The following is a 24,569-nucleotide window of genomic DNA, read 5'->3' as shown; positions in this document are numbered from 1 at the left end:
CCGGTGCAGCGGAACCGAAGATCGTCTAGCCGCGTCATTGAACATGTTCAAGTGCATTTGACCAGGAGGTTCCATCCATGTCCGGACGACGCCAGCGCATCGCGATATGGCTCGCGGCCACCGTCGCAGCAGCCGGACTGGGGGGTGGCGGCTGGTACGTGTCCCAGGTGGTATCAGCCGTCACGGGCAGTCTGAGGGTGTCCTGCGACGAGGCTGCCCGTTTCCTCCGGGCCGCCCGACTGCCCGACGGGACGCACGACCGACGCTGCACCACGGGCCAGTGGCTGAGCATTTCGTACGAGTTGGACTTCCGCGCGCCCCGGGACGCCACCGAAGCGTGGCTGCGGGCCTCCTATCCGGGCCTTGAGCTTCGCCCGGGTTGCGCAAACGCCGACGTCTGCGCCGCCCTGCAGCCGACCCCCGTACCGTTCACGGACGAGGACGGCCACCGGCTCACGGACTCGGTGTGGGTCGAACTCGACTACGAGGACGGAGGCATCGCGCACGCTCGGATGTCCGGAGCGACCATCTGACAGCGGGCTGCGGCCCTGATCGCGGTGAAGCCGATGCAGGCGTCGAGGACGGCGAAGCCGGGACGCCCCGGACTCCCCCGCTGTCAGGACGGCCAGTCCGTCGACATCCTCCGGGGCGCCGCAGATCCGTGAGGTCGCCTCGATGCCGTCGGTGCCGGGCCAGGACCGCGGCCGCGGCCGCGGCGACGGTGACGGTGAGCACCGCGGCGAGAACCGGTACCGCGCGCCGCGCGGGCGTGGTGAGGGCGACCGTGCAGGTGGCAGACCGCATGCAGGGGCCAGGACCCCTCGCAGCCGACGCGGGCAGAAGGAGGGAGCACGGACAACATGCAGATCTGCACATGCCCGGCTTCCCCAGAGCATCCGCACACCGACCTGATCCAATGAGCTGGTCTAGGATCCGCGGCATGGACGAACGGGGGGCCGGGGCGGTGGCCTGGCACGTGCTGGAAGAGGTGCCGGCGGGCGGGGAGGAGATGCCGGGTCTGCTGCGCGGGCTGGTGACTCTCGGGCAACGCCGGGAGTCGTGGCTGCGGTTGGAGGACAGACTCGGCTGGAGGACGGACACCCCGCTCTTCGCCCACGCCGTCGCGCACCTCCTCGTCCTGCTCCCGCAGCTCGACGAGCGTCGGCTGGTGCAGGTTCTCGACTTCCTGGCGCGGCGCGGCCATGGCGCCTGCCGCAGCTCCGTCGGTGTGCACCGCAGGGCGTACGAGCTGTTCACGAACGCCTGGCCCCACGTGGTGCCCCTGATCCCGCATCGGGCGGAGGGCGTGCGGACCGGTGCGGCCTGGGTCCTGCGCTCGATCCGCTGCAAGGAGACGGCCGCGGTCGACGCCCTGCGGCAGCGGGCCGCCGTGGAGGACGATCCGACAGCGCTCGTGTCCCAGCTACTGGCGGTCGGGGAGCTGTCGGAGGACCGGGAGTGGTTCCTGCCCTGGCTGGACCACGGGCATCCGCTGGTCGCCCTGGCTGCCGCGCGGGGCGTGCTGGCATCCGGTGGCGCGGACACTGCGGACGGCGCCGCGGGCCGGGCGGTCGCCCGCGGGCTGGCGGCCGCCGGAAAGGAGCGCCTCCCTGACGTACCGTGGTGGCCCCTCGGCTACCAGCCGGTGCAACGCTTCGCGGAGCTGTCGGCGCCTCACCCGTCCGAATCCGCGGCACTGATCGAAGCGGTGGCCGGCCACCGGCACGCGGAGCTCCGCCGCGCGTCCGTGCTCGCCGCGGGCGCGCGGCTGGGGTACTGGCGCGGCGGGGCGCCGGAACTCTGGGCGGCGGTCGCAGCCGGACTCGACGACGAGCCGGCCGTGGCCTCCGTATCGGCCAAGGTCCTCGCTGACGGTGGCGCGGCGGCGGCCCCGTACGCGGACCTGCTGGTCCGCCACGTCGAGCGGTCCGGGGGCGTCGCATGCGCGGGCGATGCCGACCTGGTGTTGCGGGCCTTGGTCGGCATGGGCGACGACCGGGCCGCCGGCTGGTACGCCGCACGCCTCGGAAGCCACTGGCTCGATGTCGCCCCGCTGCCCGCTCGTTGGGCCCCGCAGCTGCTGCCGGTCTTCCGCCGACGGCTCGCCGGCGGCGGGCAGGGCCACGCGGTCCCCAGGATCCTGCGCACCCTCGCCGAGTGGGGTCCGGTGGCGGCGCCGGCGGTGCCCGAGCTGGTCGGGCTGCTGGACACCCCCGTGGCCCGTGCGGCGGCCGAGGCGTTGGGGGCGATCGGCCCGGCCGCCGCGACCGGGCAGGCGGCCGGTCCGCTCGCCGCACTCGTCACCGCCGGTCCCGGGCCGGGTCGGCACCCGTGGCACGGCGGTGCGCAGACGGCTGCCTGGGCGTACTGGCGCGTCACGGGAGACCCGGAACCCGCCCTGCGGGTGTGCGGGGCAGCGGTCCGGGCCGGTCTCGGACAACCAGTGCTGCGCCATCTGGCCGGTCTGGGCCCGCGGGCGGCCCGGCATGCCGACGCGGTACGGCCGTTGCTGACGTGCCCCGGACAGTGGAGCCGGGTCGGCGCCGCCGAGGCCTGGTGGCGGATCACAGGCGACGCGCCACCGGCCGTGGAGGCCTTGCTGCCGGAGCTGGAACCGCTGGTCCGGCATTCGGTGACCCCACTGGTGCTGCGGACCGTGCGGGTTCTGGGCGCGATCGGCCGTCCGGCGGCGGCAGCCCTGCCCGTACTCCACGACGTCGCCTCCTCGCCCCGCCGCTACGGCGGCATCCCGGCGGACGAGGAACTGCTCCTTGCCGTCCGGGAGGCGCTGACCGCCATCGAGGCGAACTAGTCGTGGGCGACCCGGCTTCCGGGGGATGGCCGGACGCCGGCGGGATTCCCGAGCGTGAGCGGTGTCGGGGCTGGCCGTGCCAGTCCTCTCGCTCCTCTTCCTGGTCGCGATGCTGCCGACGCCTACGACCGCGAACGCGGCCTCGGCCTCGGCGTCGGACAGCAAGTACGGCAACGCCCGCCTGGACCAGTGGACGTGGACGACCACCCACAACTCCTACGCCTACGACCCGGTGAAGCTGTTGCCGCCTCGCAACCAGTCGCGCAGCATCGCAAAGCAGCTCGACGACGGCGTGCGCGGGCTGATGCTCGACACCTACGACAAGACCGTCTCCCCGCCGTACCCGGGGGACGCGGTCAGCCGGGCCCGGGCGCCGCGAGGGCACGACGGCCACCGCCCGGCACCCCGGGGGTCGCGTGGGGCTTCGCGGGGGGGGGTCAGTCCAGGAGCTCGACGTACCCGTCGGTTCCGTGCACGCGGATCCGCTGACCGTCCCGGATCAGCCGGGTGGCCTGGGCGACGCCCACGACGGCCGGCAGGCCGTACTCCCGGGCGATCACCGCGCCGTGGGTCATGAGCCCGCCCACCTCGGTCACCATGCCCGTGATGCCGACGAACAGCGGCGACCAGCTGGGGTCCGTGAAGACCGTGACCAGGATGTCGCCGGCTTCGAGGTCGGCGTCGGCCATGTGGAGGATGACGCGGGCCCGTCCCTCGACGGTCCCGGCGGAGACGGGCAGGCCGGCGAGTGCGCCTGCCGGTACGTCGTCGCGCCGGTACGACCCGGTGAGGGCCTCGCCGTCCGATGTGAGAACACGGGGAGGTGTGAGCGCCTGGTACGTCCGGAACGCGACCTTGCGCTGCTGGATGAGCCGGTCGTCCACCTGCTGCGAGCGTACGACGTCGCGCAGCTCCTGGAACGTGAGGTGGAAGGCGTCCTCCTTCTCGGCGAGCACGCCGGCCCGCACGAGCCGCTCGGCCTCCCCCACCAGGGCCTGCTTGTAGATGAAGGAGCGGCTGACGATGCCGTACTTCGGGTACTCCCGGTACCCGATGAAGGTTCTGACCCGGTCGATCATCCGCTTGGTCTCGTCGGCCTTCCGGTCCCCGTCCGGCAGTGCCCGCAATCGCGACAGCACCTCCTGCTCCTTCTCCCGCGCCGTCCGCAGCCCCTGCTCGAAGCGCCGTTCGGCGGCGCCCGGCCGGAAGTTCCTGACGTTGTCGAGGATCACGGGTACGAGCGTGGCGGGGCGTTCGCGCCAACGCGGCCGCGTGATGTCGATCTCGCCGACGCAGCGCATGCCGTAACGGCTGAGGTAGTCCTCGATGGCGTCGCGTGCTTCGGACCCGCCCGGCAGCTTCGCCAGCGCGTCCAGGAAGGCGTCGTCCTCGACGCCCTGCAGGAACGCCACCACCTCAGGCCACGGACGGATCACGTCCGCGACGTCGAGCAGCGCCAGTCCCATCTCCGACGTGACGTTGCCGGGGGCGGACAGCGTCAGCGTGTCGGCCGCGTTCTTCTCGCCCAGCCACGCCCGCAGGTTGTCGTTGAGCCACCAGGTGGCCTCCATCCCCGCCATGATGACCTGAAGGCTCCGCGGATCACCGACAAGCCGCTTGTGCTCCTGGAAGGCGTCCGACAGGAAGTCGAACAACTCCGGTCCGGTCTTCGTCCGGATGTCCCGCTCCAGGCCGGCGAGGGAATGACGGCTGCGCTCGACCAGCTCGGTGACGACGGCCGGATCGGTTTCGAGCGGGGCGGGCGCGCGGTCGGCCGGCGGCCCGCCGGGAGCCGGGGTGGGGGGCTCGGGTGGCGAGGGGAGGAAGCCGTCGCGGTCGAGGACGGTCTCCAGAGCATCCCTGACCAGCGGATCGCCTCGCCCGATCATGTCCAGGAGCCCGGCCCGACTCGCGGGCGAGGCCAGCCGCCGGGTGACGTCGACGAACAGCCGGCCGCCGGCCTCGTGCATCGGCACCATGGCCGTGAGCTGCCACACGGAAAGTCCGAGGGGCTTCATGGGGTCGGTCATCATCTGCTGGTGGCCGACGGAGACGTAGACGCGGTTCTCGTGGTCGCTGGTCTCCGAGGTGGTCCCGGCAGCGGGGGCGATGTCGCCGCGGACGGGGACGGGCACGGGCACGGGCACGGGGAAGAGCGTCGTGATCGGCCGGCTCTGGACGATGTGGAAGTCGCCGTCGGCCAGGCACCATTCGATGTCCTGCGGCCGTCCGAAGTGTGCTTCGATCCGTCGTCCGAGCCGGACGAGCCGCACGGCCTGCGCGTCCGTCAGCGTCGGCTGCTCCTGCCGCTGCGCGTCGATCGCCACCTCCTGCGTACCGCCGGCAGCCAGGGCGCGGACGGCACGCTCCTTGGCGCCGATCGCCTTGGCCACGACTTCGCCGTGCCGCACCTGGAAGACGTCCGGGTTCACCAGGCCGGACACCAGGGCCTCGCCGAGCCCGAAGCCCGCCTCCACGGTGGCGGCCTTCCGATCGCCCGTGACGGGGTCGGCCGTGAACAGGACACCGGCCGACTGCGGAAAGACCATCTGCTGCACGACCACGGCCATGTGGACCGTACGGTGGTCGATGTCGTTGCTCTGGCGGTACGTCACCGCGCGCTCGGTGAACAGCGAGGCCCAGCACCTGCTGATGTGCCGGAGGACGGCCGTCGGCCCCACGATGTTCAGATACGTGTCCTGCTGGCCGGCGAAGGAAGCAGACGGCAGGTCCTCCGCCGTCGCGCTGGACCGCACGGCGTAGGCCGCCCGCTCGCCGAACCGGGCGAGGGCGTCGGTGATCCGCGTCACGATGTCTTCCGGGACGGGGATCCCTTCGATGGCCCGGCGAACCTCCCCGCTGAGCGTGCGGATGCCTTCCCTGTCGCCCGGGTGCACGCGCCGCAACCGGTCGATCCCGTCCTCGACGGCCGGTGCTTCCGCCAGGATCCGCCGGAATGCGTCCGTCGTCACGCAGAAACCCTCCGGGACGCGGACACCCCCGATCCGCGACAGCTCGCCCAGGTGCGCGGCCTTGCCGCCGATGAGGGCGACCTGCGCCGCATCGCCCTCTCGAAGATCCCACACGTACTGTTCGGTCATCGCGACGCCTCCGGGGCGATCGTGCTCGTACGGTGCGCCGAGGCGCCCGCTCCACGCGCCGGCGCCGCCCAGGCGGTCGACGCCGTCGTCGAGCGCGCCCCGGCCCCTGGCCGCGTTCCTGCGGGCGATTCGCCCGGCCGCTCCGCGCCGAGCGCCCATCGCCGCAACTGCGCTGCCGGTCTTGCGACCGGCCTGACGGCCCCGCCTGCCCCGTACGTCGACAACGACAGCACTCGCACTCGTTGGCCCCATTCTTCGCGATTCGTGGCTTCGAGCGACGATTCTGCGCTGGGACAGGGGTCTTGCCACAAGCCCCCCAGTGCGCTATAGCTTGGAAGTGGCAGGGAGAGCGCTCTCCCTGCCTTTGCTTTTTGCCGCCCGCCGTCATGGGCTGCGCAGCTGGGATCAGGACGGCCTCACAGTCCAGGGCTCACCACCCCGCCGCACCGGGCAGAGCCCCCTGCATGCCGGCCTGGCCAGGCCGTAATTCGGTTGCCCCGGCTGCGGGTCGGCGTTGCACTGTGGCGGGGGCACCCGAGCGGTGGTGCCGGCATCCGGGGAAGGCAGCGGCACACGTGGAGATCCGTAATACGACCGACCAGGACTACGACGTCTTCGTCGGCACGATGCTCGCCGCGTTCGGGTTCCACCCGGAACCTCCGGTCGACGGTGGCGGGCAGTGGTGGTCGGCGCTCGAAATGGAGCGGTGCCTGTTCGCCGTGACGGCGGACGGGAGGCCCGTCGGCACCGCCGGTGCGCACTCCTTCGAACTCACCCTGCCCGGTGAGGTCCTCGTCCCCGTCTCCGGGGTGACCGCCGTCGGCGTCCTGCCCTCCCACCGGCGCCAGGGCGCGCTCAGTGCGCTGATGCGGCACCAGCTCGCCGAGCTGCGCGCCCGCGGGGAGTTCCTCTCCGTGCTGCTGGCCTCCGAGGCCCTGATCTACCGCAGGTTCGGCTACGCGCCGGCGACGCACAGGGCCGGGCTGACGGTGCCGCGCCACCGGGCGGCACTCGCCGTTCCCCGGGCGCGCGGGGGGACCGACGAACCGGCCACGGGCACGGCGAGCGGTTCGATCGAGGTGGTGCGGAGCAGCGACTGCCGAGAAGTCCTGGAAGAGGTCTACGACCGGTACCGCCGCTCACAGCCCGGCGCGCTGTCCCGCCCGCACCGCTGGTGGTCCCTGCGCGCGGGACAGCCCCCGATATCTCCCGCGCCGCGGTACGTCGCCGTCCACCGGGACGCCGACGGCGTCCCGGACGGGTACGCGAGCTACACGATCGAGCCCGGAGGCTCGCGGACCATGAAGGTCGACGAGATCATCACCGCCGACGACGCCGTCCACACGGCCCTGGCCCGGTTCCTGTTCGACCACGACCTCGTCGACCAGGTCTCCATCAAGCACGTCCCGATCGACCACCCGCTGCGCTGGCAGTTCGAGGACTTCCGCGCCGGCGAGGTGACGGGAGTCGACGACTGGCTCTGGGTGCGGCTGCTGGACGTCCCGGGGGCGCTGACCGCGCGCGGCTGGTTCGCGGACGGCGAGATCGTCCTCGACGTCGAGGACCGGTTCCTCGGCGAGCACGGCCGCCACCTGCTGACCGTCCGGGACGGCAAGGCCGACTGCGTCCCGACGGACCGGGAGCCCGACCTGTCCCTGGACGTGGGCGACCTGGGCTCGGTCTACCTCGGCGGCACCGCCCCGAGCACCCTGGTGCGGGCCGGGCACATCAGGGCCCACCACCCGGGCGCGGCCGCCCTCGCCGACGCCCTGTTCCGGACCGAGCGCTCCCCGCACTGCCTGCACTGGTTCTGACCTGGCGGTGCACCGTCGCCGGGGTCAGTCGAAGGCGAGGCGGCGACGGATGGGCCTGGCCGGATTCGGGGAACGGCGCGCTCGGCTCGCGGCGCGCCGTCGTGCTGATCCTGACGGACAGGGGGCCGGTCAGCCTGTGGGCCGGCGGCGGTCCGCCTTCGTGCGGGCGGCCTCGCGCCTCCTGCGCTCCTGCTCCGCCCAGGCGTCCGAGTCGATGCGCTTGCGGTAGACCTGCGATGGTTCCGCCGCGCCCAGGTGGACCGTCCACACCCACATGACGGCCGACAGGACGAAGAGGATGCACGCCGCCACCAGGTACGAACCGATCTCCTCGGACTCGTCGAGGCCCTCCTCGTGCATGAAGCCCGGTACGCCGGAGACGAGTGCGTTCACCCACCACGCGAGCGCCACGTTGAACAGGGCCAGCGAGATCCAGTACACGACCCGCATGCCCTTCGCGGGGCCGCTCAGTTCCCCCAGCAGGAGCAGGCGCCGCAGCGATACCGGCCCCGTCCGGTTGCGGGCCCCCGTATCCGTTTGGGCGCGGCGCACCGACGCGTAGCAGTCGTCCAGCCAGCGGCCCGGCTCCCAGGCCGGGTCGGGGCCCGGGTCCGGGCCGCCGGTTCCCGCTTGCTCCCTGGCCTGGATCCAGCCGGTGATGAACTGGACCTCCAGCTGTGCCTTCTCCAGCTGCCGACGGTAGTGGTGGTCGGCGCTCCGCGCCTCGCGCCGGTCCCGGATGAGGAGGCTGACCCCACCCACCAGGCCGCTGACCACGGGCACGAAGAACGGGGCGAACAGCACCAGGGAGTCCATGACAGCCACCGCACCCGCCTCCTCACCCCCAGCGTCCCATCACCGCCGCCCGCACCCCCGCCCTGCGGGGCCGATCGGGCGACGACCGCTGTCCGGGCCTCGGTCTGCCGGCCGGAGGACCCGTACGTCCCGTCGGCGAACGCGGGGTGTGGCTGATCGTCGAACATCCGCGCCTTCCACGTCAGCCCGAGACCGTAGCTCCCCAGCCGGACCAGAAGCTCGGCCAGGGTGAGCTAGCGCCGATGCCCTGGGCTGCCACGTCGAGATGACCACCACGGCGGGCGAGGACTACGCCCGCGGCACCGTGCACCAGCCGGACGAACCGCCGCTCCAGCTCACCGTGGACCATCTGCGCACCCTGCGCAGGGGCCTTCGACGAGACCGCGGACGGCCACGGCACCCACCCGTACGGGGAGTTCGTCCTCGTGTACCGGCTGACCGGCCGCCAACGCGCTACGAGGGCGTGGCGTCGCCACGTTCGGGCAGGTGCCAGCGGTAGGGGGCGACGAGGGCTTCGATGCCGTCCGGGCCCCAGCTGCCGGGGGCGTACGGTTCGACCGGCGGGGGCGCGTCGAGCAGCGGGGCGGCGACCTCCCAGAGGCGTTCGACGCCGTCGGACCGGGTGAACAGGGCCTGGTTGCCCCGCATGGCCTCCAGGAGGAGGTGTTCGTATCCCTCCAGGGAGTTCTGCGCGGCGAACGAGGTGCGGTAGTCGAACACCATGGCGGCGTCGGCGAGCCACATCGACGGGCCGGGTTCCTTGACGAGGAAGCGGGCGGTGATGGTGCCGGGGTCTCCGAAGTCGATGACAAGCTCGTTGCTCCGGCCGTCGGCGGTGGCCCGGACGTCCAGCGGGAACATCCGCAGGACCGGCTCTCGCAGGCCGAGCGTCACCACGTGCCGGCCTTCGGCGAGGGCCTTGCCCGTGCGGAGGTGGAACGGGACCCCCGCCCACCGCCAGTTGTCGATGCCGACGCGCAGCGCCGCGAAGGTCTCGGTGTCGGAGGCCGGGTCGACGCCCTGCTCCTCGCGGTAGCCGGTGTACTGGCCCCGGACGACATGGGCGGGATCCAGCGGGCGCATGCTGTGGAAGACCTTGACCTGTTCGTCGCGCAGCGCGTCCCCTTCCAGGGCGACGGGGGGTTCCATGGCAATGAACCCGAGCAGTTGGAACAGGTGGGTGACGACCATGTCGCGGAAGGTTCCGGTGCCCTCGAAGAAGCGCGCGCGGCCCTGGATGTCGATGTGCTCGGGTACGTCGATCTGTACGTGGCTGATGTGCTCGCGGTTCCACAGCGGTTCGAAGAGGCCGTTGGCGAAGCGGAGCGCGAGGACGTTGTCGACGGCCTCCTTTCCGAGGAAGTGGTCGATCCGGAACACCCGTGACTCGTCGAAGACGGCGTGGATGGCGGCGTTGAGCGCGCGGGCGGAGGCGAGGTCGGTGCCGAAGGGCTTCTCGACGATGACCCGGCCTCCTTCGGCGAGCCCCGTGTCGCCCAGCAGGGCGATGACCGAGCCGAACGCGACGGGGGGCACGGCGAGGTGGAAGAGCCGGCGCGGGCGGCCCCCCAGGGCGGTTTCGGCCTCCCGCACCGCCGCCATCAGGGGTTCCGCGGCTCCCGTGTCGGCCGTGCCGAAGGACAGGGCGGCTTCGAACGCGTCCCACTCCGGGCCCTCGGGCCGCGAGCGGCCGAATTCCGCGACGGCCTGCCGCGCGTGGGCGCGGAACTCCTCGCCGGTGGGGGCCCCGGCGGCCGGGGCGGTGCCGATGATCCGGTAGCGCGGGGGCATCAGCCCGGCCCGTGCCAGGTGGAACAGCCCGGGCAGCAGTTTGCGCCGCGCGAGGTCTCCGGTGGCGCCGAACAGGATGATGACGTGGTCCGCGGGAGGCTGGTCGGAACCGGTCGGCTCGCCGTCGGAGGGGAGGGACTGGGCGGGCTGGGTCATAGGGGGTCCTCACTCGTCCCGTTGGCGCCCGGGTGCTGCGATGTGCCGGCGCGATCCCGGCCCCTTGGCGTTCCCGCCCCGGGCGGCGGCCGTGCGTCCTCAGGGCCCACTCTGCGGACTTCCGGCCGGTCCGGCACTCCGGCCCGTCCGAAACGGTGGCGTCCCCGGGGCCGCCGTCGCCCGTACGGACGAGCCGGGAGGAGGGACGCGAGGTGTTCCGGATGCGGCGCCGCCGGGGTGGGCCTGCGGGGGCCGCGCCCCGGTCGGGGCCGTGGACGGACGGCGTTCGGAACGGTCCGCTCGGCGGGTCAGGCCGGTACGACCTCGACGGGGAGCCCGGCGGCGCGTGCTGCGGCGACCGTGTCCGCGGTTCCGCCCGGGCGGCCCGGCAGGCCGCCCGCTCGACAAGGGCTAGATCGACGTCACCTGGCGCTTCGCCAAGTAGCGCGCCGGGCGGGGGCGGTCCCGACGCACGACGACGGGCCCGCCCCCGCGGGTCTGCGAACACCGCCGGCCGCCGTCCCGCACCCCGTGCTCGCGCGCCGAACTGCGCCGGGCCCGTAAGCGGGATATCAAGGAGCGTGAAGGTGAGCGTGAGAGCCCACGGTCGCCCCCTCACAGCCGAGGAGTACGTCTCGTGGAGTTCGAGGTCAATGGAGCCCGGCGCGTGGTGGACGTGGACGATGACCCGGCAGCCGTGGAGGTGGTGCGCGACCGGCTCGGGATGACCGGCACCAAGCTGGTCTGCGGGGGCGGGGTGTGCGGGGCGTGCACGATCCAGGTCGACGGTGACCCCCGGGTGTCCTGCGTGACGCCGGCGGTCCTGCTGGCCGGTCGGCGGGTGACGACGGTGGAGGGCCTGTCCGACCACCCGGTGGCCCGCGCCTTCGCCGGCGGGGACGCCCTCCAGTGCGGCTACTGCACCCCGGGGTTCGTCGTCGAGGCGGCGGCGTTCTTCGAACGGTGGCGGGCGGCGCACGGACCCGTCCGCCCGGGCCGGGAGCGGATCTGCGAGGCGCTGGCGGGCCACCTGTGCCGGTGCGGCGCGTACGAGGCGATCATCGGCGCGGTGGCCGCGGCGTGCGCGGGTGACTACGACGCGGCGCCGGCCGGCGGGCCGGAGCCTGCGGTCCCGCGCGTCGAGGCCCCGGAGAAGGTCGACGGGTCGGCCCGCTACACCACGGACCAGCGCCCCGGGGGACTGCTGCACGGGATGATCATCCGGTCCCCGCACGCGCACGCGCACGTGCGCTCCCTGGAGGCCGGAGACGTGCCGCTGGTGTCGCTGCTGCCTCCCGACGGTGTCGTGCGCTACGTCGGTCAGCCGGTGGCCGCGGTCGCCGCGCCGGACCGGGCCGGCGCGCTGGCGGCGGCCGCGCGGGTGCGGGTGGACTACGAGGTGCTGCCCGCGGCCCTGGACGCCCGGCAGGCCCGGACCGGCGAGGGGCCGCTCGTCTACGAGGACAAGGCGGCGCGCGGTCGGGCCCCGGGATCGGGTGAGACCCCCCAGCTGGTGCCCGCGCGCTGGCGGGGCAACCTGCGGGGCCCGTCCGCCATGAGCAGGCGTCCCGCCACGGCCGTACGCCGCATCCTGGAGGCCCGCACCCGCAGCCCCGAGCGGCTGGTGGAGGCCGTGTTCACGACCGCCGCGCAGACGCACACCCCGCTGGAACCGCACGCCTGCCTGGCCCGGTGGGTGGACGGGACCCTCCATCTGGAGGTGTCCACGCAGGCGGTGAAGCAGGTGGCCGTGCTGGCGGCCGAGCGGTTCGGGGTGCCCGCCGACCGGGTGGTGGCGAAGGCCGTCCACGTGGGTGGTGGCTTCGGCTGCAAGATGGGTCTGACTTCCGACGTCGTCGCCGCGGTCGAGTTGGCCCGGCTGCACGACGCGCCCGTACGGGTGGTGCTGGACAGGGACGAGGAGCTGGTCGACGGCGGGTACCGGCCCGGCACCCGGATCCGGCTGGCGATGACCGCGGACGCCGACGGCGGGCTGAGCGCACTGGCCATGGACGTCGACACCGACGGCGGGATCGCGGTCGGCGGCACCGTCGCCGCCCTGGCCCGGTTCGTGTACGGCAAGGCCCCGCGCCGGCTGCGCGACTTCGACACGGTCACCCACCGGCCCCCGGGCGCCCCGTTCCGCGGCCCGGGCGGACCCACCATGTGCTGGGCCCTGGAACAGGCCGTCGACGAGATGGCCCACCGGCTCGGCCAGGACCCGATCGCCCTGCGCCGGCGCTGGGACGGCAACCCCAGACGGCACGCCCTGTACGACTGGGCCGCCGCCCTGCCGGTCTGGTCGGGCACCCGCGGCGGCACCGGACGCTTCCGCAGGGGGGTGGGCGTCGCGGCGGCCAACTGGCTCTACTTCCTCGATCCCGTCACCGAGGTCGAGCTCACCGTCGAGGACGGGGTCGTCGTCGCCCGTTGCGCGGTGCAGGACATGGGCACGGGAGCGCGGACCGTGCTGCACCGGGCCGTCGCCGAGGGCCTCGGTGTTCCGGAGGCCCGGGTGCGCGCGGAGGTCGGCCACAGTGACGCCGTCCACGGCCCGACCTCCGGCGGCAGCCGTACGACGCCTTCCCTCGTGCCGGCCGCCGCGGACGCCGCCCGGCGACTGCGCGAGGCGCTCGGCGGCGGTGACGTCACCGCCCGCCTGGACACGGCGCACGGCCTACGGGTGACCGGCCGCCGCCCCCGCGACCGCCGGGGCTTCGTGACCCCCTTCGGCCTCACCATGGGCGGGGTGGCGATCGGCCGTGGTTTCACCGGATCGGTGCAGGTCGCCGAGGTCGAGGTGGACACGCGCCTCGGCCGTGTCCGTCCGTTGCGGGTGTGGAGCGGCATCGCCGCGGGACGCATCCACGAAGAGCGGCTGGCCCGCAGCCAGTGTGAGGGCGCCGTCGTCCAGGGCATCGGTTACGCCCTGTACGAGGAACGGCGCACCGACCCGGTCACCGGCCGGGTGCTGACGGAGAACCTGGAGGACTACCGCATCCCCGGTATCGGCGACACCCCCGAGATCACCGTCCACTTCCACCAGGAGGGCTTCGGCCACGTCCCCGGCGGCGGTGTCGGTCTCGGCGAGATCGCGACCCTGCCCACCGCGGCGTGCCTGGCCAACGCGGTGCACGACGCGACCGGCCGGCGCCCGTACGACATGCCCATCCGGCCCGACCGGATCCTGGAAGGACCGCTCGCATGAGCAACGAGTCCGCCCTGGCCGACCTTTCGGCCGCCGTCCTGGCACGCGGCGGGGAGCTGCGCGCCGGCGGGACCGACACCACCGCCCGGCAGCGCACCGGCATCTCCCCCGGACCGTTCACCGACCTCGGCGGTTCCGGCGAGATGCACGGCATCACGCCGCTGCCCGGCGGCGGGCTGCGGATCGGCGCCCTGACCACCCTCGCCGAGCTGGCCACCGACCCGCGCGTGCGCGACGGCTGGCCGGCGCTGGCGCCGGCGGCCGGGACCGCGGCCACCCCGCAGATCCGCGCAGCCGGAACGCTGGGGGGCAACCTCCTCCAGCGCAACCGCTGCTGGTACTACCGCAATCCGCACGTCTCCTGCTTCCAGAAGGGCGGGAACGACTGCCCCGCGCGCCAGGGCGACCACCATTTCGGAGTGGTGTGCGGCGACGGCCCGTGCGTGACCCCGCACCCGTCGACCCTGGCGGTGGCCATGCTCACCTACGACGCGCAGGCCGAGGTCCACGGCGAATCCCCGCGCGGCGTGGCCGCGCTGTACGGGGACGGCGACGGCCTCTTCCGCGCCGACCACCTGCTCGCCCCGGGGCAGATCGTCACGGCGGTCCGCCTGCCGGCCCCGTGGCCCGGCGAACGCGCCGGCTACCACAGGGCCATCAGCCGGGCCCACGCCGAGTGGCCCCTGGTCGAGGCCTCGGTACGACTGGTGCTCGACGACACCACGGTCACGCACGCCGCCGTCGCGGCGGGCGGGGTGGCACGCGTACCGCTGCGGCTGCCGGAGGTGGAGTCCTCCCTGATCGGCCGGGAGGCCCGCCCGGAGGTCCTCTCCGCGGCTGCCGCGACGGTGCTCGCCCGTTGCAGGCCCCTGCCGCAGACCGGCTACAAGACCACCCTGTTCCGGGACACGGTCCTCGAAGCCCTGGAACGGGCCGCCGCGCCTGCGGGCGTCTGACCGCGCGAGGGCCGAGGTGGCTTCCGCGCCCGGAGAGCGGTGCGGGACCGGCCGGTGACCGGGCGGGGCGTGCGGCGGCTACTCCCCCGCGTACATCCCCGTGAGTTCGGCGCCGATCCGGGCCAGCCACTGCCGTACCTCCGGCGGCTCCAGTACCTCGACCCGCGTGCCCAGCCCGGCCAGATGCCCTGCCAGGGCCTTGGCGGCCGGGCCGTCGACCCACACCTCGGTCCAGCCGTCGGGCAGCGGACCGCCGACGCGCACGCGGCCGCCCAGGAACCGTTGCAGCAGGGCCAGCGTGTCGGAGCGTACGCGGGCACGGGCGGTCACCGCGTGCATGCCGTCCTGGAAGGCCCCGGAGAGCTCCCGCCAAGCCGTGGCGAGGTCGAAGTCGGGCGGCCGCACCACCGGTTCGCCGGTCGGCTCGACGGAGGTGACCCGGCTGAGCCGGAAGGTGCGCAGGCCCTTGTCCGTACCGGCGACGAGGTAGTCCACCCCGGCCTTGGCCACGAGCCCGAGGGGGTCGACGGTGCGCTCGCCGGCCGGTTTTCCGACGCCCGCGTACCCGAGGCGGATACGGATTCCGTCCACGACCGCTTCCTGGAGCGCGGAGCGGTGGGCGGCATCGGCGGTGACGGAGTTGCGGGACCAGTCCGTGGCGTCGACGACCCCCGCGCGGGTCGCGGCCTGGGCCTGCGCACGCAGGGGCGGCGGCAGGGCCCGGACCAGCTTGCGCAGGGTGGTGCGCAGCTCGGGGGTGGCCGCCAGGGGGCCCGTGGCGAGGAACAACGCCCGGATCTCGTCGGCGGTCAGCCCGGTGAGGTTCGTGCGGGCCCCGCCGACGAGGGACCAGCCGCCGCCGCGGCCGCGCTGCGCGTAGACGGGGATGCCGGACGCGGCCAGCGCCTCCAGGTCCCGGCGCGCGGTGCGCTCGGACACCTCGAGTTCGGCGGCCACTTCGGGGACGGTGACGCGGCCTCGCTCTTGGAGGAAGAGCAGGGTCGCCACCAGCCGGTCGGCTCTCACGTGCCTCGTTCCTCCTGTGTGGGCGTCCTCGTCGTCGCCTTCCATTCTCCTCGGAGAACTGGCCAGAGGGTGGCCACTTTTGCTTCCAGGATGAATGCATGAACAACACCGAGCAGCTCCCCGAGGCCCCGTTCGACTCCGCCGGTGCCGCCGATGCCGTCGCTGCCCCCGCCTCCTCTTCCTCTTCTTCTTCCTCTTTCGATCCGCGGACCGACCTCGCCGCCGCCGTCGAGCTGGCGGGCCGTACGCTGGCCGCCGTCCGGCCCGAGCAGTACGACGCCCCGACTCCTTGCGAGGATTTCGACGTACGGCGGCTGTCGAGCCACCTCGTCGCCGTCGTGCGCCGGATCTCGGTGATCGGGCGCGGCGAGGATCCGTTCAGCGTCCCGTCCTTCGCCGACGAGGTCGCCGACGGCGCATGGGCGGCGGCCTGGGAGCCGGGCGCCCGCGAGGTCGCGGAGGTGTGGGCGGACCCGGGCATCCTCGGTCGGGAGCTGCGCCTGCCGATGGGCGTCCTGCCGGGCGCGGCCGCCGCGGCCGTCTACACCCACGAACTCACGGTGCACACGTGGGACTTGGCGAGGGCGACCGGACAGGACCCGGACTGGGACCCTGCCCTCATCGAGCGGGTGATCGGCGTCGTCCGTAACGCGCTGCCGGCCGAAAGCCGCGGCGGGCGGGTCCCCTTCGCCGAAGTGGTGGCCGTGGGCCCCGGAGCGCGGGCCATCGACCGCCTGGTGGCCTGGGCCGGACGCCGGCCCTGAGGAACCCGGTGCGGGGGGGCTCTCGCCGCACCGGCGGGGGCCGCGGCGCTCGCCCCCGCCGAGCACTGCCGGCCACGACCCCGGTCAGGCTCCGCACCGCTCCACCCGCCGGCCCCTCCGGTCAAGGGGCGTCGATGAGGACCCGGCCGTCGGTCGGTACGGATGCCGCGAGCCCGTTCGCGTACGCGTTCTGCACGCGGGACCGCTCGGTCGCGTTGGGAACGGCGTTGGTGCAGGCCGTCCCCGCGCTGGACCCCGACATCAGCTGGGAGCACGGCCCCGGCTTGGTGTCCGGGAGGCCCAGGCTGTGGCCCAGCTCGTGGGCGGCGATGCGCGTCTTGTCGTACCCCTGGCTCACGGCCTGCGCGCCGAGTTCGACTCGGACCTGGCGCCCTGGACGGACCGGGCCGAGGGTGGCCTGCGGCCAGCCGGTGGTGGCCACGATGACTATCTCGGCCCGGACCCCGGGCGCGGCCTCCACCAGCCGTACGTTACCGACGTTCGCGTTCCAGGAAGCGACCCCGGCCGCGATGGCCGCTTCCCAGCCGCCGGCCCGGCTGTCGTCGTATCGGAGCGTCACTACCGCTGTGCCGGCGTCCGGTAGGGGCGCGGGTGCAGCAGTCGCGGCGGTCGCCGCCACGAGGACCAGCGCGGCGGCGGAGGTGCCGGCTTTCAGCCAGGTGCCCAGAGACATGGTCGTCTGCCTTCACGTGTGGGGGACCCGGCCCCTCGGCGGAGCCGGGGCGCTGGAGACGCCGCCACCGCCCGCCTGTGGCCCAGACGTTCGGACAGCCGCCCCTCCCGAGCCCTAAGAAGGTAGCCCCGCACTCGGTCATTTCGTCATGCACCTGCCAGCCAATTCCGCCGGGCGCCTCAGCCGGTGCCCGGTCAGCGGGCGGCACTTCACCGATCCGCTCCTGCTGCGGGACGCCGGCGGCAAGCCGGCCGAGTAGTGCGCCGGCGACGCGACGGCCTTCCAGCCGCCCGGTACGGCGGGAAGGCCGGCACGCGGTGGCCCGCGGTTCAGGCGGTGGTGCGGCGGCGCCGTCCGGTTCCGGCCACGAAAGCGGCCCCCATCGAGAGGGCGATGCCCCCGCCGACCAGTGCCCAGGTGGTGGCGGCGTCCGTGCCGGTTTCGGCGAGTTCGCCACCGGTGCCGGTGGTGTTGCCGGAGCCGCTGCCGTTCGCGTCGCCAACCGGCTTGGCGCCGCCGTCGGGCTTGGGCTGGTTGCCGGTGCCGGGGTCGGGCTTGTCGCCGGTGTCCGGCTTCGGGGTGTTGCCGTCAGGCCCGGGAGTCTGGCCGGAGCCCGCGGCGGTGACCTTGGACGCGTGGCTGACGTCCTCGGAGTGCACCGAGCCGTCATCCCAGCCGTTCTGCCCGCTCGTGCGAAGGGAGATGTCGTGCGGGGAGGTCTTCGCGTCGAACTTCAGCCGGAGCTTGAGGTCGAAGGATTCGTCCTCCTCGATGTCCACGGTGGCCAGTTCGTGGACCCAGACCTCCTCCGATCCGTCGGACTGGACCGGGTGCCAGCCCCAGGCTCCCTTGCCGTCCGGCGCGTAGATCTCGAGCTGGATGTCGCCTTCCCTGAAGGCACCGTTCTTCACCCAGAGAACCAGGTCGAGCTGGTAGTCGTCGATCGCGGGACGCCCGGAGTTGTCGACCTGCAGCGAGAACTCGCTCCAGCCCGCGCCGGCCTTGAAGCCGGCCTGGGGCAGTCCCGTCAGACCGAGCTTCGGACCGGCGAACACGGGCAGCTCCTCGCCGCCGTTCTCGTCGGGCTTCGCTTCGCCGACACGGCTGTCGAAGAAGGAGTAGCGCGAGACGACCTGGCCGCCCTCGTCCTTCCCCTCGCCTCCGACGGAAAGTTCCAGCGGTGCGGCCGGAGTGTCGGCGGTGAAGCGGATCCGGATGTCCACGGAGTAGACCTGGCCCGGGGCGACGGAACGCTTGCCGGACTCCACCTCGTAGATGTTCTCGCCGCGGTCGAGCCGCAGGGCGGCCGCCTTCCACGTGCCGTCCGCTTGGCGAACCTCGGCCTGGAGGTGCTTGGCCTTGACGATGCTGTCGTACTGGGAGACACCGACAGCGGCCACGAAGTCGTCGACGGGGAGTCCGCCTCGGTTGTCGACGTTGACCGTCAGGTTCGTCCAGTCCCCACCAGGGGTGAAGCTCTTGGGGACCCCCGTCATGGACACCGTCGGCCCGTTGTTGCGGTACCGCGGGCTCGCGACGCTCTGGCCGGCGGCTGCTGTCTGCGGCGCCGCGGTGTTCGCCTCCGGAGTGCCGTGCCGCGGACCGGACTGCGGAGTGTCCTGCGGCTCGGCCTGCGGCGCCGTGTCCGGAACGGACACGGCGGGCTTGTCCTGGGCCATGGCAGGTGCGGCCATGGCCGTCGGCCCGACCACTGCGGCAGCGGCCACGATGGCCATGCGCTTGAGCTTCACGTCTTCGATCCCCTCGATGATTCCCGAATGCGATGACGCGTCCGGCCCACCCCGACATCTTTTTGAACCTGATCAGGTTAAGCGGTGAGGCCCCGTTGCGGTCGGGGATGAAGTCACGAACCGGCATCGATCCGCTCCAGGGCATGGACATCCACCGCACCCCTCAAGGGTCGTCGGATCCCGCGCGACCAGGCGGCCATTCCCGGAGAAATCCTGTCCAACTCGGGCCGTCGAGGCATACGGCTCGTTCCCTTGCCGGTCGATGCAGATGACGCGGACGACCGGCCAAGGGCCCGTCCGCGCGGATACCGGCCGGTAGCCCTGTGGCTCACGCCCCGCCCGGCACGGGCTGGAAACGGAGGCCGATCCCAGGAATCGAGCAGCACACACAACTGGTCGACCAGATAGGCGAGTTGCAGAAGCAAGGTATGCGGCCGCGTCCACGGGGTGTCCATGTGGCGGCGGTGTAGCCGTCTTCGGACGGCGCCTGCTGAGGCCTTCAGCGAACCGGAGCCGTTCTGCGGCAAACCGCAGGACGGGGTGGATCTACACCGCCACCTTCTACACGGCCGGGGATGTCCGGGGGAGCTTCTGCCCCTGGTGCATCGCCAACGGCGGTGCCGCTGAACGATTCGAAGGTGCATTCACCGACGCATACGGGCTCGACGGCGTCAGCGAGGAGACCGTGGAGGAGGTCACCCACCGCACCCCCGGCTTCCACGCCTGGCAGAATCCGCACTGGCTCGTCCACTGCAACGACGCGGCCGCCTTCATCGGCGAGTTCGGATACACCGAACCGGCAGCCCACCCCGAGGCACTCGACCAGCTTCGACTCGACCTTCGGATGGATGGTTGGCACGACCCGTCCCAGCTGCCTGGCTAGGGGCTGACGAGGTAGCGGGCGAGGCAGACGTCCCGGCCGGTGGCCGGTTGGCCGCACTCGCCGGCTGCTACCAGTCGGCTCGGCGTCTGCAGTGCGATGTCGAAGGTCTAGTCGTCCGCCTCGCCCGGCGCAACCTGCCGCGACGGTCTTTCCGTCCTGCTGCACGGCCAGCCGCCAGATGTGCTCGTCATCACCGCCCACGCCGGACATCGGGTGAGGACGATGCCGCCGGATCCGAAGGAGCGGTCCAGCCGCCCGTCCGGGGTGTAGCGCGCGATCCGCCGCTGGAAGCCGCCGGCGGCTTCGCCATGTCCGACGAGCCAGACAGAAGGGTGCGGCGCCGGTCGTCGATCGCCAGCCCGTTCTGGTAGTCCGTGTTCCCGTCGGGCGCGACCGCGGTCCGGACGATCCCGCCCCGCCCGAACCCCGGGTCCAGTGCACCGTCGGCGCGTCGGTCGCCCGCGAACGCCGTCGGGGCCGACAGCATGGCGGCCGCGACCACCGCGGCCAGGATGCCCCGCGCTGGAACACGGCGGAGCAGATGCGGTGTGCGCAACAGGGAGGCTTCCTCTTACTCGAAGCACCGGCCCCCCCGACGGGCGATCCTCACACGGCTTCCCGTAGCCACACAGCACCAAGCCGTGGCCGCGGCGTGCGGGAACCGGTTCGGCCCTGGCCACCCGCATTCCTGTCTGCATCGACCACGAGCACGAGCACCGACTCGGTGTCGTGCAGCTGCTCAACGGCGGCCGCACCTGCTCGGCCGCCACCGGAACCAGTAGTCGGGGCCCTCGACCCGGTAACGAGCTCCAGCATCGAACCGCAGCTCGCCCACGAGCCGACGGGCGTCGTCCGGCACCAGGCGGTGCGGCGCCAACAGCAGTTCCAGCTCGTCATGACGGGCGTCGATCCCGCCGTGGTCCGGATGGCTCTCCGCTCCGACCTCGCCGGCCTTGCGGCACTCGTTCCACCTGGCGAAGATCGCCCACTGCTCGCGTTCCAGCTCCACCGCGGCGTCGCTCGCGGGCCAGACCTGGTACTCGTCGGCTTCGTCGGCGTGGTCGTAGTCGCGGCTCTGGAAGTAGTGAGGCCTCCCGTCGACGTCAGCGAGGCCGGCGCGAGGTCCGTCGTACCACTCCAACTCGGTGTACACGCGCTCGAAGCCGTCCGCGACCAACTGCTCTTCGTGCCAGGTCTCAGCCACGCAGGCAGGCTACCGGCGAGCGGCTTCCGCATCCGTGATCACGGTCTACGGCTGGAGTACTGAGCCGCCGCGGACAGCAGAAAATCGGCGAAGAGTTCGGTCAGTGGCTGACCGGTTAGTGGTTCCAGGAACAGGAACTGGCCCTGCGGGTTCACTTCAAGCCATACCGGCTCGCCGTCCGGTGTGAGTTTCAGATCCACCACACCCATGCGAAGCCCCAGGCGGCGCAGCACTTCTTCGATCTTCCTGCTCACGTACTCGGGAACGGGCCAAGCCGAAATGGGCACATTGAGGTCGGGGCGCCAGTCAAGCGCTTCGGTCGCGATGAGCGCCCCGTACATGTGGTCACCGAAGCAGTTGAGCCTGACGTGTCGGTTGCCCTCGATGTACTCCTGGTAGGTGGCGGGGCAGACCTCGAACGAGCCTTCAGGGATCGACTCCGGTACGTCAATCCAGCTTGTGTAGAGCGAAGGTCCACGGGCGCCGACCACTGGTTTGACGATGGCTCGTCCGACTTTCCGGGTAAAGGCGATGACATCCTCACGTGACTGCGAAACCAGGGTCCGCGGAACCCGGAACCCTGCCTCCCTCGCTACCGCCAGTTGATACACCTTGTCCGCGGACCGGTCGGTTGCTTCAGGGGATGAAATCCAATCCCCGTGGAAGGCGGTGGCGAGGACGCCCGCGAGCGCGCCGCGGCAGTCGTTGTTGATCAGACTGCGCTGGTGGGCACTGCTCACCCTCTCGCTGATCTCCTGATCGGCCCTGGCTCGCCGCCACCACAAACAGCTCGCCTCCTCCGGATCCACGGTCACGCCCTCGGACGTCACCAGGGTTGCCCGTCCCGGGGCATGGCTCTTTCCGGTCCCGTGCGAATGCCAGGAGAGCGCCGCTCGTCCACCGATGGTGTCGCACTCCACGATGTGAAAGTCCTGACCTCGACTGCGCACCGCGTGCTGTACCGCGACCGCATGCAAGTCCTCGCGGTAGGAGACGGCCAGAATCATGCCAAGTCACACATATCACTGCGAGATGTAAGGTTGACTTCGCAACCAGATTCGCAGACGTGGCCTGCGAGGCTGTCGGCGACTATCTCAAGGCCCGTGGTCAGGCGCACTGCCTCTTCCCACGCCCGGAGTTCCTCGGGGCTCTTCAGCCGAACGTAACCGGTCGGCTGGGTCTTGAAGACCACAGGGGGTGGAGTGTTGACGAATTCCGCGCTCTCATCGATTCGATCGCCCAGCCTGAAATCAGACATCGCCCGACCTCCTCGGCTTGCGGTAGTGGATACACGTTTCCCCTGATTCCACTAAACCACCGATACGCCGTTGGTGCAGACGAGCCGCGGCGATGGAGACGTAAGGCCGGCCGCGTCTACCCAGGGAGCGACCGGCGGAACCGAACAGACTCACCCTCCCCGAATCCGCCGAGGGTTCAGGAACCCGCACACGAAATCGGCACGCCAGCCCGTGCACCGAAACCGGGATGCCGTTCAGAGACTGCGGATGGCCTCGGCCAGGTCTGATCCGTAGGAGGCCCAGCAGATCACTGAACCGTCGCCGTCGAGCTGACCCATGAACCACTCACCGTCGTGTCTCACGAGGCACAGTTCATGGAAAGCAAGAATCGCATCGGGCCGAAGCGGCTCGTAGTCTTCCTGACCGGCGGCCTCGACGACTACGAGCCGATCGAATGAGAGCGGGGCGGCGCTTGGGTCTCCGGAAAGAGCGCGCACGCGTTCGATCGTCCATCCGGCGGGGAGTCCTGAGTTCACCGGCGCATGGTCTCAACAGCGTGCCCCCCACGGCCACTCGTTAAGGACTGCCACCAGCACGGCCGCTTCGTGGCGGACGGCGAGCTTGAGGGTGCGCGAAGGGCGTGGCCTCGTGGGCGCGGGGAGCCCACGAGGCGCGTGTCGGTGGCTTGTCGGGGTTGTCGGTGCGATGCCGGTCGGGGCTGACACCTTTCGAGAGGTCCTGCCGGGTACCCCGGCGGGGATTTTCGAGGAGGGGATCTCTGGTGCATGACGTCGTGACCGCTTCGCCGGCATGCTGCTCGACGGCGCCCAGATCGATGTCGCCGCCCTGCCGTTCCGGCTTCCCGGCCCGGCGCTCGAGTCCGTGATGACGGACCTCGAAGCGGTAGAGACGGTGCTGGCCGAGCAGGCGTCCAAGCTCGGCGTGGAGATCAGGCGCGGCGTCGCGGTCTCGGCCGTCTCCCAGAACGGGGAGAGCGTGGTCGCACAAGCCGGCGCGGACGCGTACGAGGCGCGCTGGCTCGTCGGCTGCGACGGCGGACGCAGTACGGTGCGCAGGCTCACGGGCTTCGAATTCGTCGGTACCGAGCCGCAGTTCACCGGCTACGCCCTGCAGGCCACGCTCGCCGATCCCGAGAAGCTGCGCCCCGGCTTCCACCTGACGCCGACGGGCATGTACGTCCGGATGCCCACCGACGGGCACATCGCGATGATGGACTTCGACGGCGGTGCGTTCGATCGCTCGCAGGCGCCGACCCGCGACCATCTGCAGGCGGTTCTGCGCCGCGTGTCCGGTGCCGCGTGTCCGGTGCCGACGTGACCATCGGCGAGGTCCACATCGCCTCGAGCTTCACCGATCGGGCGATGCAGACGACGGCCTACCGGCGAGGACGCGTCCTGCTCGCGGGCGACGCCGCCCACATCCACTCCCCCCTGGGAGGCCAGGGGTTGAACACCGGCATCGGCGACGCCGTGAACCTGGGGTGGAAGCTCGCGGCGACCGTGCGCGGGTATGCCCCGGACGGGCTGCTCGACACCTACACCGACGAGCGCCATCCGATCGGTGCGGCGGTGCTCGACTGGTCGCGCGCCCAGGTCGCGACCATGCGGCCGGACCCGTACGCCCAGGCGATCCAGGCAGTGGTCCGCGACCTCATCGGGACCCGTGACGGAGCGACCTACGTGTTCGAGCGGCTGTCGGGAGCGTGGATCCGGTACGACCTCGGCGGCGGGCATCCGCTGGTCGGCCGCGGCGCCCCGGACTTCTGTCTTGAGGACGGGCCTCGCCTCGGTGACCTCATGGCGGACGGACGCGGTGTCCTGCTCGACTTCAGCATCGGCCGAGGCCTGCACGCTTCGGCGGCTGGCTGGGAGGGCCGGATACGGTATGCGGCCGGGGCGGCGAGGAACGACCTCGGGGCGGGTGCCGTGCTGGTGCGGCCCGACGGCGTGGTCGCCTGGGCAGGCGGTCGTCACCCTGACAGGGAGGCGTTCGAGCAGGCCGCGAGCCGTTGGTTCGGTGCACCGGCCGCAGCCGGACTCACCGGCCGTGCCCACCTCGAACCGGCGGCCAGGGGGGCGGGTTCCGGACGGCAGTGAGCGCCTCGGCCCACCGGTGGCGGTGCGCGAGCGGTTCTGGCCGAGGGCCGCGCTGCCGCCCGCGGAACGCCGCTGCCCGGCCGGGACACAGCACACCGTCCCCGGGCGGACGCGGCCCACCCCCGGCCGCCGCTGCTGCGCCGACCCGGCAACGAGGTGCGGACGTGTAACCGTGAACACCGGTGGAAGGGCCGGGGCCGACGTACGGTCGACCAACCGGGCCGAGCCCGGCGGCCGG

The 24,569-nt window shown here is 72.4% G+C and carries 17 protein-coding genes and 2 pseudogenes; 9 read left to right on the top strand and 10 right to left on the bottom strand.

Features of this window, described 5'->3' with window-relative positions; genetic code table 11:
* The first annotated feature begins 77 nt into the window (after positions 1 to 77).
* The 3 genes and pseudogenes from ACZ597_RS30885 to ACZ597_RS30875 form a co-directional block, all read left to right on the top strand.
* A complete protein-coding gene (locus ACZ597_RS30885; protein WP_471337100.1) occupies positions 78 to 533 on the top strand; it encodes a hypothetical protein in 456 nt (151 codons plus the stop codon).
* Between the two features lie 407 nt (positions 534 to 940).
* Positions 941 to 2,812, top strand: coding sequence for a hypothetical protein (locus ACZ597_RS30880; RefSeq protein WP_471337097.1), 1,872 nt, complete (start codon positions 941 to 943; stop codon positions 2,810 to 2,812).
* A gap of 109 nt (positions 2,813 to 2,921) precedes the next feature.
* A pseudogene (locus tag ACZ597_RS30875) lies at positions 2,922 to 3,122 on the top strand (hypothetical protein); the annotation flags it as partial.
* A 127-nt stretch (positions 3,123 to 3,249) separates the two neighbouring features.
* Here the strand turns inward: ACZ597_RS30875 and rph are convergent.
* Positions 3,250 to 5,913, bottom strand: coding sequence for a rifamycin-inactivating phosphotransferase (gene rph, locus ACZ597_RS30870; RefSeq protein WP_471337094.1), 2,664 nt, complete (start codon positions 5,911 to 5,913; stop codon positions 3,250 to 3,252).
* Positions 5,914 to 6,488: 575 nt separating this feature from the next.
* On the opposite strand from rph, the gene ACZ597_RS30865 reads away from it, so the two are divergent.
* Entirely contained in the window at positions 6,489 to 7,727 is a 1,239-nt protein-coding gene (locus ACZ597_RS30865) for a GNAT family N-acetyltransferase (RefSeq protein WP_471337091.1), read from the top strand.
* 129 nt (positions 7,728 to 7,856) lie between these two features.
* Here ACZ597_RS30865 and ACZ597_RS30860 read toward each other — a convergent pair whose 3' ends face one another.
* Positions 7,857 to 8,552, bottom strand: coding sequence for a hypothetical protein (locus tag ACZ597_RS30860; protein WP_471337088.1), 696 nt, complete (start codon positions 8,550 to 8,552; stop codon positions 7,857 to 7,859).
* Between the two features lie 444 nt (positions 8,553 to 8,996).
* Positions 8,997 to 10,490 (bottom strand): glucose-6-phosphate dehydrogenase, encoded by a 1,494-nt coding sequence (gene zwf / locus ACZ597_RS30855; RefSeq protein WP_471337085.1) that lies wholly within the window; start codon positions 10,488 to 10,490, stop codon positions 8,997 to 8,999.
* A 637-nt stretch (positions 10,491 to 11,127) separates the two neighbouring features.
* On the opposite strand from zwf, the gene ACZ597_RS30850 reads away from it, so the two are divergent.
* Both ACZ597_RS30850 and ACZ597_RS30845 read left to right on the top strand, forming a co-directional pair.
* Positions 11,128 to 13,698 (top strand): molybdopterin-dependent oxidoreductase, encoded by a 2,571-nt coding sequence (locus ACZ597_RS30850; RefSeq protein ID WP_471337082.1) that lies wholly within the window; start codon positions 11,128 to 11,130, stop codon positions 13,696 to 13,698.
* Positions 13,695 to 14,654 carry an FAD binding domain-containing protein gene (locus ACZ597_RS30845; RefSeq protein WP_471337079.1) on the top strand — a complete coding sequence of 320 codons (960 nt, stop codon included), beginning with the start codon at positions 13,695 to 13,697 and terminating at the stop codon, positions 14,652 to 14,654. Before ACZ597_RS30850 ends, ACZ597_RS30845 begins: the two co-directional genes overlap by 4 nt.
* Positions 14,655 to 14,732: 78 nt before the next feature.
* On the opposite strand, the gene ACZ597_RS30840 is transcribed toward ACZ597_RS30845, so the two are convergent.
* Positions 14,733 to 15,680 carry a helix-turn-helix transcriptional regulator gene (locus tag ACZ597_RS30840; RefSeq protein WP_471337076.1) on the bottom strand — a complete coding sequence of 316 codons (948 nt, stop codon included), beginning with the start codon at positions 15,678 to 15,680 and terminating at the stop codon, positions 14,733 to 14,735.
* Between the two features lie 98 nt (positions 15,681 to 15,778).
* Here ACZ597_RS30840 and ACZ597_RS30835 point away from each other — a divergent pair, with 98 nt between their 5' ends.
* Positions 15,779 to 16,444 (top strand): TIGR03086 family metal-binding protein, encoded by a 666-nt coding sequence (locus ACZ597_RS30835; RefSeq protein ID WP_471337073.1) that lies wholly within the window; start codon positions 15,779 to 15,781, stop codon positions 16,442 to 16,444.
* A gap of 121 nt (positions 16,445 to 16,565) precedes the next feature.
* On the opposite strand, the gene ACZ597_RS30830 is transcribed toward ACZ597_RS30835, so the two are convergent.
* Positions 16,566 to 17,138: a snapalysin family zinc-dependent metalloprotease gene (locus ACZ597_RS30830; RefSeq protein ID WP_471337070.1), complete on the bottom strand. Its 573-nt coding sequence runs from the start codon at positions 17,136 to 17,138 to the stop codon at positions 16,566 to 16,568.
* Between the two features lie 329 nt (positions 17,139 to 17,467).
* Positions 17,468 to 18,889 (bottom strand): hypothetical protein, encoded by a 1,422-nt coding sequence (locus ACZ597_RS30825; RefSeq protein WP_471337067.1) that lies wholly within the window; start codon positions 18,887 to 18,889, stop codon positions 17,468 to 17,470.
* A gap of 349 nt (positions 18,890 to 19,238) precedes the next feature.
* Between ACZ597_RS30825 and ACZ597_RS30820 the strand changes: the two genes are divergently transcribed.
* Positions 19,239 to 19,772: a CbrC family protein gene (locus ACZ597_RS30820; RefSeq protein WP_471337265.1), complete on the top strand. Its 534-nt coding sequence runs from the start codon at positions 19,239 to 19,241 to the stop codon at positions 19,770 to 19,772.
* Between the two features lie 739 nt (positions 19,773 to 20,511).
* Here the strand turns inward: ACZ597_RS30820 and ACZ597_RS30815 are convergent.
* The 4 genes from ACZ597_RS30815 to ACZ597_RS30800 form a co-directional block, all read right to left on the bottom strand.
* On the bottom strand, positions 20,512 to 20,976 hold the full coding sequence (locus tag ACZ597_RS30815) for a hypothetical protein (protein ID WP_471337064.1): 465 nt from the start codon (positions 20,974 to 20,976) through the stop codon (positions 20,512 to 20,514).
* A 38-nt stretch (positions 20,977 to 21,014) separates the two neighbouring features.
* Positions 21,015 to 21,983, bottom strand: a complete 969-nt coding sequence (locus ACZ597_RS30810; RefSeq protein WP_471337061.1) for an ATP-grasp domain-containing protein — start codon at positions 21,981 to 21,983, stop codon at positions 21,015 to 21,017.
* Positions 21,980 to 22,234: a hypothetical protein gene (locus ACZ597_RS30805; protein WP_471337058.1), complete on the bottom strand. Its 255-nt coding sequence runs from the start codon at positions 22,232 to 22,234 to the stop codon at positions 21,980 to 21,982. The genes ACZ597_RS30810 and ACZ597_RS30805 overlap by 4 nt, the downstream gene beginning before the upstream one ends.
* Before the next feature lie 234 nt (positions 22,235 to 22,468).
* Positions 22,469 to 22,750, bottom strand: coding sequence for a hypothetical protein (locus ACZ597_RS30800; RefSeq protein ID WP_471337055.1), 282 nt, complete (start codon positions 22,748 to 22,750; stop codon positions 22,469 to 22,471).
* Between the two features lie 265 nt (positions 22,751 to 23,015).
* On the opposite strand from ACZ597_RS30800, the pseudogene ACZ597_RS30795 reads away from it, so the two are divergent.
* Positions 23,016 to 24,331, top strand: a pseudogene (locus ACZ597_RS30795) (FAD-dependent monooxygenase); the annotation flags it as partial.
* Positions 24,332 to 24,569 lie beyond the last annotated feature (238 nt).

It is taken from the genome of Streptomyces sp. NPDC040718 (assembly GCF_055593565.1).
This window is presented reverse-complemented; position numbering and strand designations above follow the sequence as displayed.

Bases quoted from the DNA above. Each gene is read 5' to 3' on its own strand.
- ACZ597_RS30885 (WP_471337100.1), top strand. From the start codon at position 78: ATGTCCGGACGACGCCAGCGCATCGCGATATGGCTCGCGGCCACCGTC.
- ACZ597_RS30880 (WP_471337097.1), top strand. From the start codon at position 941: ATGGACGAACGGGGGGCCGGGGCGGTGGCCTGGCACGTGCTGGAAGAG.
- rph (WP_471337094.1), bottom strand. From the start codon at position 5,913: ATGACCGAACAGTACGTGTGGGATCTTCGAGAGGGCGATGCGGCGCAG.
- zwf (WP_471337085.1), bottom strand. From the start codon at position 10,490: ATGACCCAGCCCGCCCAGTCCCTCCCCTCCGACGGCGAGCCGACCGGT.
- ACZ597_RS30845 (WP_471337079.1), top strand. From the start codon at position 13,695: ATGAGCAACGAGTCCGCCCTGGCCGACCTTTCGGCCGCCGTCCTGGCA.
- ACZ597_RS30835 (WP_471337073.1), top strand. From the start codon at position 15,779: ATGAACAACACCGAGCAGCTCCCCGAGGCCCCGTTCGACTCCGCCGGT.
- ACZ597_RS30830 (WP_471337070.1), bottom strand. From the start codon at position 17,138: ATGTCTCTGGGCACCTGGCTGAAAGCCGGCACCTCCGCCGCCGCGCTG.
- ACZ597_RS30810 (WP_471337061.1), bottom strand. From the start codon at position 21,983: ATGATTCTGGCCGTCTCCTACCGCGAGGACTTGCATGCGGTCGCGGTA.
- ACZ597_RS30805 (WP_471337058.1), bottom strand. From the start codon at position 22,234: ATGTCTGATTTCAGGCTGGGCGATCGAATCGATGAGAGCGCGGAATTC.